Annotated in this window: 12 protein-coding genes; 4 read left to right on the forward strand and 8 right to left on the reverse strand. The window is 63.8% G+C overall.

Features of this window, described 5'->3' with window-relative positions:
* Window positions 1-480 precede the first annotated feature (480 nt).
* The 4 genes from rplI to rpsF all read right to left on the reverse strand — a co-directional run bounded on the left by rplI (window position 481) and on the right by rpsF (window position 2,113).
* Window positions 481-936, reverse strand: coding sequence for a 50S ribosomal protein L9 (gene rplI, locus I7X09_RS16450; RefSeq protein WP_007735531.1), 456 nt, complete (start codon window positions 934-936; stop codon window positions 481-483).
* An 18-nt stretch (window positions 937-954) separates the two neighbouring features.
* A complete protein-coding gene (gene rpsR / locus I7X09_RS16455) occupies window positions 955-1,197 on the reverse strand; it encodes a 30S ribosomal protein S18 (RefSeq protein ID WP_003941245.1) in 243 nt (80 codons plus the stop codon).
* Window positions 1,198-1,236: 39 nt separating this feature from the next.
* Window positions 1,237-1,761: a single-stranded DNA-binding protein gene (locus tag I7X09_RS16460; RefSeq protein ID WP_003941248.1), complete on the reverse strand. Its 525-nt coding sequence runs from the start codon at window positions 1,759-1,761 to the stop codon at window positions 1,237-1,239.
* 64 nt (window positions 1,762-1,825) lie between these two features.
* Entirely contained in the window at window positions 1,826-2,113 is a 288-nt protein-coding gene (rpsF, locus tag I7X09_RS16465) for a 30S ribosomal protein S6 (RefSeq protein ID WP_003941237.1), read from the reverse strand.
* A 210-nt stretch (window positions 2,114-2,323) separates the two neighbouring features.
* Here rpsF and I7X09_RS16470 point away from each other — a divergent pair, with 210 nt between their 5' ends.
* The 3 genes from I7X09_RS16470 to I7X09_RS16480 are packed head-to-tail and all read left to right on the forward strand — an operon-like array spanning window position 2,324 to window position 5,088.
* The gene (locus I7X09_RS16470) at window positions 2,324-3,679 is read left to right on the forward strand and encodes a glycosyltransferase family 87 protein (protein WP_200313025.1); all 1,356 of its coding nucleotides are present in this window, start codon (window positions 2,324-2,326) and stop codon (window positions 3,677-3,679) included.
* Window positions 3,679-4,263, forward strand: a complete 585-nt coding sequence (locus I7X09_RS16475; RefSeq protein ID WP_166810023.1) for a GNAT family N-acetyltransferase — start codon at window positions 3,679-3,681, stop codon at window positions 4,261-4,263. Before I7X09_RS16470 ends, I7X09_RS16475 begins: the two co-directional genes overlap by 1 nt.
* A 45-nt stretch (window positions 4,264-4,308) precedes the next feature.
* Window positions 4,309-5,088, forward strand: coding sequence for a DUF4190 domain-containing protein (locus I7X09_RS16480; RefSeq protein ID WP_124567269.1), 780 nt, complete (start codon window positions 4,309-4,311; stop codon window positions 5,086-5,088).
* A 6-nt stretch (window positions 5,089-5,094) separates the two neighbouring features.
* On the opposite strand, the gene I7X09_RS16485 is transcribed toward I7X09_RS16480, so the two are convergent.
* Window positions 5,095-8,937, reverse strand: a complete 3,843-nt coding sequence (locus I7X09_RS16485; RefSeq protein WP_200313026.1) for an nSTAND1 domain-containing NTPase — start codon at window positions 8,935-8,937, stop codon at window positions 5,095-5,097.
* A gap of 187 nt (window positions 8,938-9,124) precedes the next feature.
* Between I7X09_RS16485 and I7X09_RS16490 the strand changes: the two genes are divergently transcribed.
* On the forward strand, window positions 9,125-9,424 hold the full coding sequence (locus tag I7X09_RS16490) for a helix-turn-helix transcriptional regulator (protein WP_047888681.1): 300 nt from the start codon (window positions 9,125-9,127) through the stop codon (window positions 9,422-9,424).
* Between the two features lie 2 nt (window positions 9,425-9,426).
* Here I7X09_RS16490 and I7X09_RS16495 read toward each other — a convergent pair whose 3' ends face one another.
* From I7X09_RS16495 to I7X09_RS16505, 3 genes are all read right to left on the reverse strand, one after another.
* Window positions 9,427-11,004 (reverse strand): glycosyltransferase family 87 protein, encoded by a 1,578-nt coding sequence (locus I7X09_RS16495; RefSeq protein ID WP_200313027.1) that lies wholly within the window; start codon window positions 11,002-11,004, stop codon window positions 9,427-9,429.
* Between the two features lie 39 nt (window positions 11,005-11,043).
* A complete protein-coding gene (locus I7X09_RS16500; protein WP_200317879.1) occupies window positions 11,044-13,194 on the reverse strand; it encodes a transglycosylase domain-containing protein in 2,151 nt (716 codons plus the stop codon).
* Between the two features lie 562 nt (window positions 13,195-13,756).
* Window positions 13,757-14,155: a DUF5318 family protein gene (locus I7X09_RS16505; protein WP_007735522.1), complete on the reverse strand. Its 399-nt coding sequence runs from the start codon at window positions 14,153-14,155 to the stop codon at window positions 13,757-13,759.
* Window positions 14,156-14,259: the final 104 nt, after the last annotated feature.

Below are 14,259 nucleotides of genomic sequence, written 5' to 3' on the forward strand. Positions count from 1 at the left end.
CGACACTGCCAGAAACCGCAGCGCCCTCATCATTTGTACCTGCCCCCACCGACATCCCCTAGCCGCTGACGGCCGGTCTGTAGATAGACGCCGAGATGACGTTAGGGACTAGTAGGTCCGCATACAAACCGGACTGTGGATAAACCTGTGGATGCTTTGTGGAAACTCCCGCCCCACGGTGTGCACCGCCTGTGGAGCATTTGGGGACTACTTTGCGTAGTCACTACAAAAGGCCAGGTAGATGGCTATCCACAATTTCACAGGCCTGTTGATGAAAATAGTTTTTCCACAGTCGGCGCGTCGGCGTGTCGGGCGTGTTGCCTCGCCCGATTCATCACTGATCACCGAAGGCGAACATCACAGTGTGAGAGTTATCCCCAGGTCCGATTCGGGACGCTGACAGTCGGCACACCGCACCCCGAACAAAACGTCGGGCCCCACACACCGAAGTGTGCGGGGCCCGACGAGACGAACAGTCGACTATGCGCCGACGACGTTCAGGTTGAACTTGGCAACCACATCGGGGTGCAGGTTCACGACCACGGCGTGCTTGCCCGTGTTCTTGATGTGAGCCTTCGGCAACACGATGGAGCGCTTGTCGACAACCGGTCCACCGGCAGCCTTGATCGCAGCAGCGACGTCAGCGACGGTAACCGAACCGAAGAGCTTGCCCGAGCCACCGGCGGTCTTGACCGTCAGTGTTACGGACTCGAGGCCCTCGATAGCTGCCTTGAGCTCCTTGGCGTGATCCAGGCCGCGCACAGCGCGCGCTTCCTGTGCACGACGGATGCCCTCGACCTGCTTCTCGGCGCCACGGGTGGCGACGATTGCCAGTCCGCGGGGGAGCAGGTAGTTACGGCCGTAGCCGTCCTTGACCTCCACGGTGTCGCCAGGCGCACCGAGGTTGTCCACGTCAGCGGTGAGGATGAGCTTCATGTTCTTTCCTCCCTTTCCTTAGCGAGCCACGGTGGCGTAAGGCAGCAGTGCTACCTCACGTGAGTTCTTGACGGCAATGGCAACGTCGCGCTGGTGCTGGACGCAATTGCCGGTGACACGGCGAGCACGGATCTTTCCGCGATCGCTGACGTACTTACGAAGCAACGTCGTGTCCTTGTAGTTGATCTGCGTGTTCTTCTCTTTGCAGAAGGTGCAGACCTTCTTCTTCATAACCTTGTCGCGCAAGGGCGGCTTCGGCATGTCTTTGCTCTTTTCTGGATGTTCCTGATCAGGTACGGATCAGAAGGGCGGTTCGTCGCTGCCCGCACCACCGAAGGAGCCCGAAGCCTGAGGCGCACTGCCCCAAGGATCGTCTCCACCCGAAGGTGCAGCGCTCGGACGTCCGCCACCCGATCCGCCGGAGGAACCGCCGAAGTTGCCGCCTCCACCGCCGCCACCACGGTTGGCCTTGTTGACCTTTGCCGTGGCGTACTTCAGTGAAGGACCGATTTCATCGACTTCGAGCTCGACGACAGTTCGCTTTTCGCCCTCGCGAGTTTCGTACGAACGCTGCTTGAGCCGGCCGCTCACGATTACTCGTGAACCTCGGGTCAAGCTCTCCGCGACGTTCTCGGCTGCTTCGCGCCAGATGTTGCAACGCATGAACAGTGCATCGCCGTCTTTCCATTCATTGGAATTACGGTCGAAGGTGCGGGGCGTGGAAGCAACCGTGAAGTTTGCAACCGCGGCACCCGCCGGGGTGAAACGAAGTTCAGGATCAGCCGTCAGGTTTCCGATGACGGTGATGATGGTGTCGCCAGCCATGTGGTTCCTCCTGCATTGATGTAAGACCGTTGGGCGCGAGAGTAGAGCTCGCTACCGACAGTAATTACTTGTTGTGGCGCAGAACCTTCGTGCGCAGAACCGACTCGTTCAGACCGAGCTGACGATCGAGCTCAGCGACGGTGGCGGGAGTGGCGTTGATGTCGATCACCGCGTAGATACCTTCAGCATGCTTCAGGATCTCGTAGGCGAGACGACGCTTACCCCAGACATCGACCTTGTCGATCGTGCCGCCGTGCTGGCGCACAACATTGAGGAACGTATCCAGTGAAGGAGCGACAGTGCGCTCGTCCAGGCTGGGGTCAAGGATGACCATCAATTCGTAATGACGCATAAGACCTCATCACCTCCTGTGGACTAAGTGAAAACGGCCACGGACTATCCGTGGCAGGAGGGTCGTTGCGTCAGCAACCCTCGTAGGTTACACGAGGGGCCTTGACCAGGGAAATCGTCCCGCCCATCCGCGAAGACCGCCAGGTCGATACGCGACGCGTGGCGCAGACGTGTCACCCCGCGAGGCACTGCGCCCCCTAGGGTGAGAATCATGCGAACAGACCGCAAGACCCCGGCGTCGATCCTGGCGTTGGTCGTCGGATTGTGCGGGCTGACGATGGCGCTGGGCTATTTCAACAAGGCCAGATGCGGCGGTGCACCGTTCGCGCCCGACGGCCGAAGCCTGAACTTCGACGTCAACAAGAACATCGACGTCTGCTACTCCGACATTCAACTGCTCTGGCTCGGACGAGGCATCGATCAGCATCTGTTCCCCTTCGTCACCGGCGGCATGACGCCCGAAGGATTCCTGACCGGCGGAACCGTCGAATACCCGGTGCTCAGCGGAATTCTGATGTGGCTGGGCGGTATCGGCTCACACACCGACACTGATTTCCTTCTGCACTCGGCACTGATCCTGGCTCCTTTCGGACTGCTCACGGCGTGGATGCTCGGCAAGATGAGCGGCGCGTACGCGCTCGTGTGGTCGGCGACTCCGCCCCTGGTTCTGTACGCATTCCACAACTGGGAGCTCCCGGTGGTGGCCACCAGCGTCGGCGCGATCTTCCTGATGACGTTCGAGCGGATCCCACTGCGAACTCGCGCGGTTCTGGCGGCCGTCATCCTGGCGATCGGTTTCTGTTTGAAGCTGTACCCGGGAATGTTCGTCCTGCCGCTCATGGCCTACGTGCTCCTACGCGGCACCGAAGGCAAGCGTTACGACGTTCGTGGAGCGCTGATGACGGCGGGAGCGGCGATCGTCACCGTCGTCCTCGTCAACCTCCCGTTCGCCCTCATCTCGTACGAAGGCTGGCGCGCGTCGTTCAGCTTCCAGGAGAAGCGAAGCGCCGACATCACCACCAACTCACTGTGGTTCTGGGGGCTGCGCCCGTTCTACGGTTTCGGGGTTCGCGAACTCAACGCCGACTACGACGCACTGGTGAGCATTCTGTCTCCGGTGATGATCCTGGCGTCGTTCGCGCTCGCGATGTATCTGGGTTGGCGACGCTACGTCCGCGACGGCTACTTTCCGTGGATTGCGGTCAGTGCCGCGATGCTGTGCGGATTCGTGTTGCTGCACAAGGTCAATTCACCGCAGTACACGCTGTGGATCCTGCCCTTCCTCGTCCTGTTCAAGATCCGGTGGTTCTGGATCGTCGCCTATCTGATCGTCGACGCGGCGTTGGGCATCGGCATCTTCCGGTACTTCTACCAACTGGACATGAATCTCGATCCGAGCAAGTACGAAGCCGTCGTCCAGGCGAGCGTGTGGGGCCACGTCATCCTGCTCGCCGTGTTCTTCGTCCTGTTCCTACGAGTCCCGCTGCGGTATCCGCTTGCCGGCGGGACCGATCAGATTGCCAACTCCGACAACAACCTTCCGACACACTCACGGGAGCACGCCTGATGACTGCCTCATGGTTCGAATCACCGACGCTGACCGGTGATCGTGTCCGACTCGAACCTCTGGGCGTCGCGCACACCGACGCTCTGCTCGCGGCTGCCGACGACCCGGCCATCTTTCGTTGGACCGCGTCGCCCATCACCGACCGGGACCAGGCACGGAAGTACATCGCTGCAGCCACCGACGACCCCAATCGGATCGCCTTCGCGCAGGTGAACATCGCGACGAACGCCGTGGTCGGCACCACGTCGATGTACCAGATCGACCCGGTAAACCGCAGTCTTGCAATCGGATACACGTGGTTGTCGCGATCGGTTCAGGGAACCGGGATCAATCCCGAATCGAAACTGCTCCTGCTTCGTCACGCCTTCGACCAGCTCGAAGCCGTACGCGTCGAGTGGCACACGGACGAGTTCAACGAACAGTCCAGGGCAGCGATCGCAAAGCTCGGCGCTCAGTTCGAGGGCCTGCTGCGCAAGCACCGACGCCGCGCCGACGGCAGTTGGCGGACAACAGCGCTGTTCGCGATGACCGACGACGATTGGCCGGCCATCGCGCCTCAGCTGGAGACACGTACCCGAAACTAGCCATCACCTGCACTCTTCGGCGAAGTCCATGCCAAGATTCACCTCATGAGCGATCAGGGTGGGTACGGGTACCAGGGCAATCAGAATTGGCAACCGGCTCCGTACGGGCAGCCCGATCCGTACGGCAGGCGGCCGACCAACACACTCGCGGTACTCGCTCTCGTCTTCGCGTTCCTCATCGCGCCGTTGGGGATCGTCTTCGGGCACATCGCACGCGGACAGATCAAACGGACGGGAGAGGAAGGCGACGGACTCGCCCTTGCCGGTCTGATCATCGGCTACATCTTCACCGCACTGGGCATCCTGGCCGTGATCGTGTGGATCGCGTTCTTCGGGCTGCTCGCGGCCGCTTTCGGCAACGCCGCCGATGAAGCGAGTTCGCGGAGTTTCACCTACACGACGCCGTACTCGTACTCCACGACCACGACTCGGGCGCCGAGCGCACCCACCACAGCGCCGAGAACGACGACACCCCCACGCGTCACAACCTCGATCGGTCCGGCGCCGACCGTCTCGGGCACCGACCGTCAGGGCTTCGTCTCCGGCGGCCCCAGTTGCAACTCGACCAATCCTGCCGTCGCCATCGCCGTCACGACCGGATCACGAATCGTGATCTGCGAAACCGGCGTCGGCCGTTACTACTACAAGGGTCAGCGGCTGAGCGACGGCGCCACCATCGAACTCGACGATCCAACCCCCACCGGCAACGGATTCACCGTCACCAACAAGGACGTGACATACAAGCTCACCTCCGCCGGACTGGTCATCACCGGCAGCGGAGGCGAGCTGGGTCGGGAAGCGGCGCTCGAGTTCTGGATGAACTGACCTGCGTCAGCCGGCGCACGGATCCTGGTAGGGAACACCGGGCAGGTAACGCTCCCACTCGGCTTCCGTGATGGGAGATCCTGCGGTGCGGCACAATCGATCAACGACGCTGTCGGGGTCGATTCCCCACAAGCGAACCGTCTTGTCCGACCCGCTGCCCGCGATCATGTCACTCTCGCCGGCGAACTGCGCATCGTTGACGCGGCCCGGGTAGGCGGACAGCGTCGCAAATCGTGTTGACCGTGAGGGAGTCTCGATGTCCCAGAGCCACACGGTTCCGTCGCCGACACCCGCAGCGAGCCGATCACCGGCGCGGTTGAACGAGATCGAATAGATTGCGCCCTCGGGGCCGACAAGACGAGCGAGCTCCTCGGGTGCCGACGGTGTGCGAACGTCCCACACGGCGACACTGTGATCCGCACTTCCGGCGGCCAACAGGGTTCCGTCGGCACTGAAAGACACTGCTAGTGCGTAACTTTCGAATCCGCCGACCGTCGCTGCCACGCGGGGCGACGCTGCGTTCGACACGTCCCACAGATCCACTTCGTTCTTGGCGTTCGCGATCGCGAGGATATCGGCGCCCGGTTGAAAGGCCATCATCTGCGGGTAAGAGCCGACATCGGTCGACGACAGCAACTTCGGAGCCGACGGGTCGGAAACGTCGACCAACGCAATGCTGTTGTCGTCCTGCGAGGACACCGCCAGCAGATCTCCGGCGGGATTCAGTGCGACAACCGCCACGATGCCCTTCACGTACACCGCAGGTTCGCTGTAGATCCGTGGCGACGCCGGATCACTCAGGTCCCAAAGATAGGCACCGCCGCCGCCGGTGCCGCTCACAGCCAGATTCCCGTCTGCCGAGACCGCCGATGCTCCGGTGAAGGAGTCGGCCCCTTGCGGTTTCAGCTCCGGCATCATCGCGGGGCGATCGAGATCCTCGGTGTTCCACGCCAACATCGCGCCGCCCCTGGCGCCGACGCCTGCCACCAGACGCGAGCCGTCCGCAGCGAAGGGACCGGTGAAGATCGTGTCCCGAGGTCCCGCCCAGACCGGACCGGGCAGAGCCCACACGCGAGTGACGCCGTTCAGGCCTCCGGTGATCAGGTTGCGGCCGTCGTCGCTGTAGTCGACGGTGGTCACCGCCCCACTGTCCGGAAGTGTTTCGATCAACGCCCCGGTTCGTGGGTCCCATACGCGCACGGAGTTGTCGGAACTTCCGGCAGCAAGGCGTGTTCCGTCTTTGCCGTAGTTGAGTTCGTTGACGTAACTGGAGAATCCCGTCAGTGCAGGCAGGGGAGCGGGGCGCGCCGGGTCGCTCATGTCCCACCGAACCACCTCCCTGCCAGTCGTTCCCGCAGCAAGCTCACGCCCGTCCGGGCTGAAGGCGACGCCGAGATAGTGGACGGTGGTGCCGTTGGGCTCGGTCGCGAAGATCGGCGCCGATTCCTCACCCCACTTCGCGACGTCCCACACGCGCAGTGTCGCTTGACGCCCGCCCGCCACGAGGAAGCGTCCGTCGGGGCTGAACGTCGCGGTGACGATGCCGTCAGCTGGATGCGGAAGAGCAGGCAAGGCAACGGCATTCGTGGAGCTGGCGATGTTCCATCGCAGGACGTCGGGCGTCGAGGTACCGGCAACCAGCTTGGTTCCGTCGGGGCTGAACTCCATGTCCTGCACGACTCGTTCACCGTCGACCGGAAGAGTTCCACGCACCGGGTTCCTCGGATCCGACACGTCCCACAGTGCAGCACCGCCGGCACCACCGGTGGCAAGCAACCGTCCGTCCGGGCTGTAGGCGACGGCGAAGAGGGCCGTGCCCTCCGAGACTCCGAGGAACTCCGCCTGCGGAACAGCTGAGGCCACACCGTCCACCATCGGATACAGTCTGACCTTCCCGTCCGAACCACCCACCGCCACAACAGTTCCGGCTGCGTTTATCCGCGCCTTCATCGCGCCGGGCGGTCCGATGATGCGGGTAGCCGAATGAACGCCGGATGCATCCAGCAATGCCGAGCGGGCTTCGGTCGTTTCGTTGACCGCAAATGCCGCCAGAGCGAGCTGCGACGCCAGCGACGGATCCCGCTCACGCATCCTTATCGACTCGGTGGCAACCTGCCGCGACATCGCCTCGTCGCGCGCGGTATCCGCCTGAACACGTTGACGATTCGCGCCGATGCCGGCGACGGTGGCAACCACCGCCAACACAAGAGCGATCACCGACGCTGCCGCCAACGCAGTCACGAGCCGTCGTAGCACGCGTGTACGTCGTCGATCGGCGAATTCCTGCTGATCACGATGCTCGATGCTCGCGGCGAGGTACTCCCGTTCGGTGGCGTTGAGGTCGGCGGAGCGGGTCTGGCTCGGCTCCAACGGGAGACCGAGTTCGCCCGAGTTCAGCCATTCTTCCGTCAGGTGAAGACGCGCGGGTCCGAGCAGCGCGCCAGGGTCGCGTCCACTGTCTTCCCACACCTGCGCCGCGTAGGTGAACCGGCGATGCACCGCCAGGCCGGCCCGGTCCGAGTCGATCCAATCGCGAAGCCGACTCCACGCGGACAGCAAGACCTCGTGCGAAACCTCGACGGTCTCCTCGTCGACGGTGAGAAGGCGTCGTAAGGCGAACCGGTCGATGACGGTGTTCACGTCGTCGACGTCGTCACCGAGGAAGAGTTCGGTGCGCGGTGCGCGCCGTCGCGTCTGCGTCACTTCGTCGACGTTGACCAATCGCAGGAAGATCCTGCGCGCCAACTGCTGCTGCCTCTCTGTGAGCTCGCCGTACACTTCCTCCGCGCTTTGCTGGACTGCTCCGGCAATCCCGTCGGTGGCGTAGTAATCCGAGACCGTCAGCGTCTTACGCGTCGACCGTTGCCAGGTCCCCAACAACGCGTGTGAGAGCAAGGGCAAAGCGCCGGGGTCGCTCGCCGCGCGCGAACCGCGTGGTGTCAGCTCGGAGATCAGAACCTGAACCAATTCGCTCTGCACGGTCATCCCGGCCTTGACCGCCGGCTCGACGATCACCTCACGCAACTGCTCCTCGGTCAGCGGCCCGACCACCATCGGCGAGTCGTCGAGCAGCGGCACCAAAAGCGGTTCCTCCGCTGCGAGCCCGTAGAAGTCGGCACGCATGCCGATGACGGCAATGGTGTTCTCACCGAGTTCCGCGAGAGTCTGCAACATTTCCTCGCGTCGATCGCTGTCACACTGCGTCCACAGTTCCTCGAACTGGTCGAGGATCAGGACGGTTGATTCGGCGCCGATCGACGACGGAATTCCTCCCGTACCCGGCTGCAGGATTTGCACCTGCCAGCCGTCGAACCGTGGATCGTCGCCGGCGATCTTCGGGGCGAGCCCGGCCCGCAGCAACGACGACTTACCCGATCCGGAAGCGCCGATCACCATGAACTGACGGCGACCTTCACCTCGTATCGCCGACGCCACCCGTTCGGCCAAGTTGGCAGTGAGTTCGTCTCGACCGAAGAACCACTCGGCGTCCTCCTGCCGGAACGATTCGAGACCTCGATACGGAACGGTGGCGTCGCCGCGTCGTCTGGCCGTCAACTGCCTCACTCGTTGCACCGCACTGATCCAGCGCTGCCGCTCATCCTCGGAATCGACGCCGCACGCCTCGAGGAGCGCGAAAAACATCGGGGTACTCGCCGGCGTCGGCAGGTGTTGGCCGGCAAACCATCCGCTGACGGTTCCGTGCAAACCACCCGAACGCTCGACCGCTTCGCGAACCGTCAGTCCGGCTGCCTTCCGCAACGCCGTGAGCGCCTCAGCAAACTGTCCACGCGACTCGATCTGGCCCGGATCGACCTGATTGCGCCTACCGGCTTCCGCCTTCGAGTTCATAGCGACGCACTCTATCGGAGCAGGTAGGGGATTTGTCCGTTGTATGGACTCTGTATCGAGAGAGTTGCGCCCGTTCCACTGAGACGCCTCGATCGAAATACTCGTTCTCAGTCGCGCCCGAAGTCAGCAGCCCTTCTGCAAATACGGCAGTCGACGCCCATCCCCTCCGTCGAAAGGCGCTACTCGCATGTCTTCAATCGGCATTTCTTCGAAGATCGAGGCAAACGTGTCCCGAGTCGGCAACCCCAAGCACGGCAAGCACAAGCCGAAGCTGAGCGTCCGCGAGATCGAAGTACTTCTTGCCTGGCTTCGTTCGGACTCCAAGTCCGAGGTCGCCGAGACACTCGACCTCCGCGTCTGCACCGTCAACACACACATCACTCGGATCCGCACGAAGTACAGCGACGTCGGGCGGCCGGCTCCCACGAAGGCGGCGTTGTTCGCCCGCGCGGTCCAGGACGGGTACACCACCCTCGACGAATGGTGACCTCAGACCGTGACGGGTTCCGGTTCCTTCGCCTTGGTCGGCTTCAGCCAACCCGGTAGCCAGGAGGGTTGTTTGTCCGGCGCCTGATCGAGAACACCGCCCGCGGGATCGTCGATGAACCCGTACCGCACGAGATCCTCCGACGGCCGGTAGATCTGCCGGAGCACCAGCGCGCACAGAACGAGTACCGCGATGTCGCGAATCACGACCGTGCCGGTGAACCACTGCTCGGGCAGCCCCTTGTTGGACACCCCGAGGTAGTACATCATTCGAGGAACCCAGACCAGGGCGTCGATGGTCATCCACGCGAGCAGAAGTCGGCGGTGCGGCAAGGCCAACACGGCCAGCGGCACCAGCCACAACGAATACTGCGGGCTCCACACCTTGTTGGTGATCAGGAAGCCCGCCACCAACAGGAAGCACAGCTGCGCAACCCGCGGACGACGCTGCGCCGTCAGGGCGACGTAACCGACACCGATGCAGACTGCCACGAACAGCAGCAGAGAAACGGCGTTGAGATTCGACGGCGACTCACCCTGTGCGAGAGGACCGTCGAGGCCCTTCCACGACGTGAACGACGCGATCACGTTGTAGAGGGAATCGGGATCGGCCCCGCGTTCGGAGTTGAGCCGGAAGAACTCGTACCAACCGTGGGGGTACAGCGCGGCGATCGGGAGGTTCACCGCAAGCCATGCCGCGACGGCGCTGAGAGCGGTCACCAGCCAGTCCCTCGTCTTGCCCGCGCGCAGACACAGGACGAATAGCGGTCCGAGTAAGAGCAGCGGGTAGAGCTTCGCGGCTCCGCCCAGGCCGAGCAAGATTCCCGCGAGCACGGGCCGCTTGCGTGCCCACGCCAACAACCCGCCGGCCGCGAACGCCGTCGCCAGAGGATCGAAGTTCGTGAACACGTGCACGATCACCAGGGGCGAACAGGCGATCAGCGCGCCGTCCCACACCCGTCGTCCGGCCAGCAGGGTGCTCGCCCACACGGTGACCAGCCACGCCAACGCCAAACCGAACGCGACGACGTTGAAATAGAGCGCCACCTGGATCGCGCCCGGCAGCCAGGTGATCGAATCCCACGCCTTGGCGACCTTCATCGCCCCGTACTGATAGAGCCCCGAGATGACCGGATACTCCATGTACCGCATCTGGATCGAACCGTCGCCGCGTACTTCTTCCCACGACGTCTTGTACGGAAAAGCGCCCTGATCGAGGCGTTCGGCTCCGTACAGCGGAACGGTGTCGGAATAACACATCGCCACGTACTGACGGCTGCCACTCCAGTCGAGGCCGACCTGCCCGCTCTCGCCGACCGGAGCCTGCTGAATACAACCGGCCTTCGCGAACCAGCCGAAAGCCAAGAACACCACGGCGAGCAGAAGAATCACTCGCATCGGGGTGAAGAAGCGAGTGCGTCCGATCAGTGCGTGACGACCTACCGGACCGCCGACGGTTCCCGACAGCGCAGACACCATCGCGTCGTTGCGACTGGGAACGTCCCGCCAATCCGCCGAACGAAGATCTTCGGCCAGCGGAGCGGGGGAGGTCGGTTCGGCATCATCAGCATTCGCGGCCACTCCGCGAGGTTACCGTCTTTCGAACCGACCACCCTCCAACTACTGGCCGGGGCTCACACCTGCCGGTTCTTCCTCGGTGGTCTCGCCTGCCCCCGGTACCTGCGGCGAGGTTGTCGTCGGCCGGGAGATGCCAGGAATCGGGATCGTGATGCCCGGCAGAACCTCGACCTGCGTCGTCGTCACCACGGGCGGCGGAGTGGTTTCCGTCGTCGTCGGTGTGGTGGTCGGCGGAGCCGACGTCTTGGGCGGTGCAGGTGCCGTGTACTCCGGAACACCACCGGCTTGACCGTTGATCTTGCCGGGCGTCGGGAACTTCTCGTTGTCGGTGCCCTCGAGGGCGCCGTCCATCGTGTCCTTCCAGATGTCCGAAGGCAGACCCGAGCCGTAGATCATCGCGCCGCCCGAGTTGGTGATCGCCTCACCGTCGGGAGTTCCGACCCAGACCGCAGTCGAGAGTGACGGCGTGTAGCCGACCATCCACGCGTCCTTGTTGGCTCCGGTGTCACCGAGCTGCGCGGTACCCGTCTTCGACGCCGACAGACGTCCGCCGGCCAGGTTGTGACCGCGCGAATACGCCGCGATCGGCTGCATCGCGGCCGTCACGTTGTCCGCCACGGCAGCGTCGATGCGATCCTCACCCGCGGGTGCGCCACGGTCCAGCAGCACGGTGCCGTCGGCGGCAACGACCTTCTGCACGAAGTGCGGTGCGTGATACGTGCCGGATGCGGCGAGCGTCGCGTACGACGACGCCATGTCGAGCACGCGGGCCTGGTACTGGCCGAGCACGATGCCGTTGTTGGGGCCGGAACCGTCAGCCTCGGTGAGCGACGGGCCGACGCCCGGGATGTCCTTCGGGATGCCTGCCTTGTGAGCGATGTCCGCGATTTCCTGCGGGCCGTTGCCGTCGAGGCTGAGCATCTGACGGTAGAAGCTGGTGTTCAGCGAACGCTTGAGCGCTTCGGCGATGGTGCAGGTGCCGCAGCTTTCACCTTCGACGTTGCCGATGGAGATGCCGTTGACGGTCAGCGGCGAGCTGTCGTACATCTGCGAGAGCGGGATTCCCTGATCCAGGGCAGCCGCGAGGCCGAACACCTTGAACGAGGAACCGGTCTGAAGTCCGGCATTCGCGAAGTCGTATCCCGCGCCGTCTTCACCGCCGTAGTACGCCTTGACGGCCCCAGTCTTCGGATCGACCGAGACAACTGCGGTGCGCAGGTTCTCCGGTTCACCTTCCATGTTGGAACGCGCGGCCTCGACTGCTGCGGCCTGAGCCTGCGGGTCGATGGTCGTGGTGATCTGCAAGCCCTCGGTGTTGAGCAACTGCTCGCTGATTCCGGCGTCGCCGATCTCCTTGAGCACCTGACGCTTGATCAGTCCTTCGGGTCCGGTCGAACCTTGACTGCTGTTGTCGACCTGAGCGAGCGGGACGTAGGCGGGGTACTGCATCGGCGTGCGCGCGGCCTGATCCAGCGTGCCGGCGGACACCATGCCGTCGAGCACGTAATCCCAACGGGACTTGGCACCGGTCGGGTTGGTCTCGGGATCGAGGAGCGACGGAAGCTGAATCGACGACGCCAGGACGGCGCCTTCTTCGATGGACAGCTGGTCGACGGGCTTACCGAAGTACGCCTTGGAAGCAGCTTCGATACCGTACGCACCACGACCGAAGTAGATGGTGTTCAGGTATGCGGCAAGAATGTCGTCCTTGGACCACTCGTTGGCCATCTTCGAAGAGAGAACGAGTTCCTTCATCTTTCGCGTCAGCGAACGCTCCGAGCCGACGAGCGCCGTCTTCACGTATTGCTGCGTGATGGTCGAGCCACCACCGGCGCTGTCGCGGCCGAGGACGTTGTCTCGGGCTGCGCGCGCGAAACCGGAGATCGAGAAGCCCGGGTTCGAGTAGAAATCGCGGTCCTCCGCGGCCAGAACGGCGTTACGAACGTGCATCGGCACCTGATCGAGTGAGACCTCGACGCGGTTACCTTCGTCCGGCGGGACGACGGTAGCGATCACGGTGCTTCCGTCGGCGGCGAAGACCGTCGCCACCTGATTGGTCTTTTGGTCACCAGGCTTGGGGACGTCCTGCACGATGTACGCGGCCATGAAGGCAAGGACGGGCAGAACAAGACCGAGCGCCACCAAGACGTAGGCCGAGCGGCGAACTGTGCGCCACTTGGACTTCTTCTTCACGGTGCTCTTTCTTCCCTTCGGGGGTTGTCCGTCGTTGCCACCGCCACCGGAGCCACCTGTCGGCGGCTTCGTCGGCGGAGGACCGACCGGCGGGCGGGTGCCCGCATTGGTTCGGGAGGTCGCTGCTGCTGCCGCGACGCGCTGGGTCGGTTCGTTTGCCTGAGCGCCTGCGGCTCGATCTGAAGGCGGCGGGCCGGCAGGTCGGCCTTGCGGCGGACGACCCTGCGGCGGGGGACCGGCGGGGCGGCCCTGAGGGGGCGGCCCCGAAGGTCGGGCTTGCGGGGGACGACCCTGAGGCGGGGGGCCCATCGGACGACCTTGCGGCGGACGCCCCTGAGGGGGCGGACCCATCGGAGGGCGTCCCTGCGGTGGTGGACCCATGGGACGTCCCTGCGGCGGACGACCCTGAGGAGGTCCGGCGGGACGGTTGGGACCGACGGGACGGCCACCCGGGTTGTTGCCGCCCGGGTTGTTGTTGCTGGGGGAACTCACGAATCAAATCTCCAGTGGTCACGGACCGATCACGTGCAGACTTCGATCGGGCCCTTCTTCGGGTGTGGCGTTACTCGCTGGCGGTGCGCCGGCTTGGTGGGCGTGCTCGCCGCGGTCGCGGCGGCGCAGGTACTGCGCCGAGCACATAGGACTGCACCAAGTGGTTCCAACTGCAGGTACGGCACACCTCTACAACGTGCACCGTGAACTCCTCTGCTGTTTCCGCAAGCCGAGCGAGCTCGTCCGAGGTTCGGGCCGATCCCGAAACCTGACCGAGCTTGTCGCCGAACACCCAGGACACGAGCGTCAACTGTTCCTTGCGGCAAATAGGGCAGACGACGTCGCTGCCCCGGCCGTGGAACTTCGCGGCTCTGAGTAGGTACGGATCGGCGTCACACACTTGCTTGACGTCGGTCCTACCCGCAGACACTTCGGCCAGCACAGACCGACGCGCGAGCGCGTAGTCCACAACTTGCCGCTGTATCCGCACCTGACCAGCGTACGTGCGTCCGCTCCGCGACGGACGGTTCGGGAGGGTCACGATGAACACATTTCGGGGGCTGGAGGCATGGC

The organism is Rhodococcus sp. P-2, from assembly GCF_016598535.1.
GTDB lineage: Bacteria > Actinomycetota > Actinomycetes > Mycobacteriales > Mycobacteriaceae > Rhodococcus_F > Rhodococcus_F baikonurensis.

Coding starts and splice junctions, on each gene's coding strand:
- rplI (WP_007735531.1), bottom strand. CDS start 936: ATGAAGCTCATCCTCACCGCTGACGTGGACAACCTCGGTGCGCCTGGC.
- rpsR (WP_003941245.1), bottom strand. CDS start 1,197: ATGCCGAAGCCGCCCTTGCGCGACAAGGTTATGAAGAAGAAGGTCTGC.
- I7X09_RS16460 (WP_003941248.1), bottom strand. CDS start 1,761: ATGGCTGGCGACACCATCATCACCGTCATCGGAAACCTGACGGCTGAT.
- rpsF (WP_003941237.1), bottom strand. CDS start 2,113: ATGCGTCATTACGAATTGATGGTCATCCTTGACCCCAGCCTGGACGAG.
- I7X09_RS16470 (WP_200313025.1), top strand. CDS start 2,324: ATGCGAACAGACCGCAAGACCCCGGCGTCGATCCTGGCGTTGGTCGTC.
- I7X09_RS16475 (WP_166810023.1), top strand. CDS start 3,679: ATGACTGCCTCATGGTTCGAATCACCGACGCTGACCGGTGATCGTGTC.
- I7X09_RS16480 (WP_124567269.1), top strand. CDS start 4,309: ATGAGCGATCAGGGTGGGTACGGGTACCAGGGCAATCAGAATTGGCAA.
- I7X09_RS16485 (WP_200313026.1), bottom strand. CDS start 8,937: ATGAACTCGAAGGCGGAAGCCGGTAGGCGCAATCAGGTCGATCCGGGC.
- I7X09_RS16490 (WP_047888681.1), top strand. CDS start 9,125: ATGTCTTCAATCGGCATTTCTTCGAAGATCGAGGCAAACGTGTCCCGA.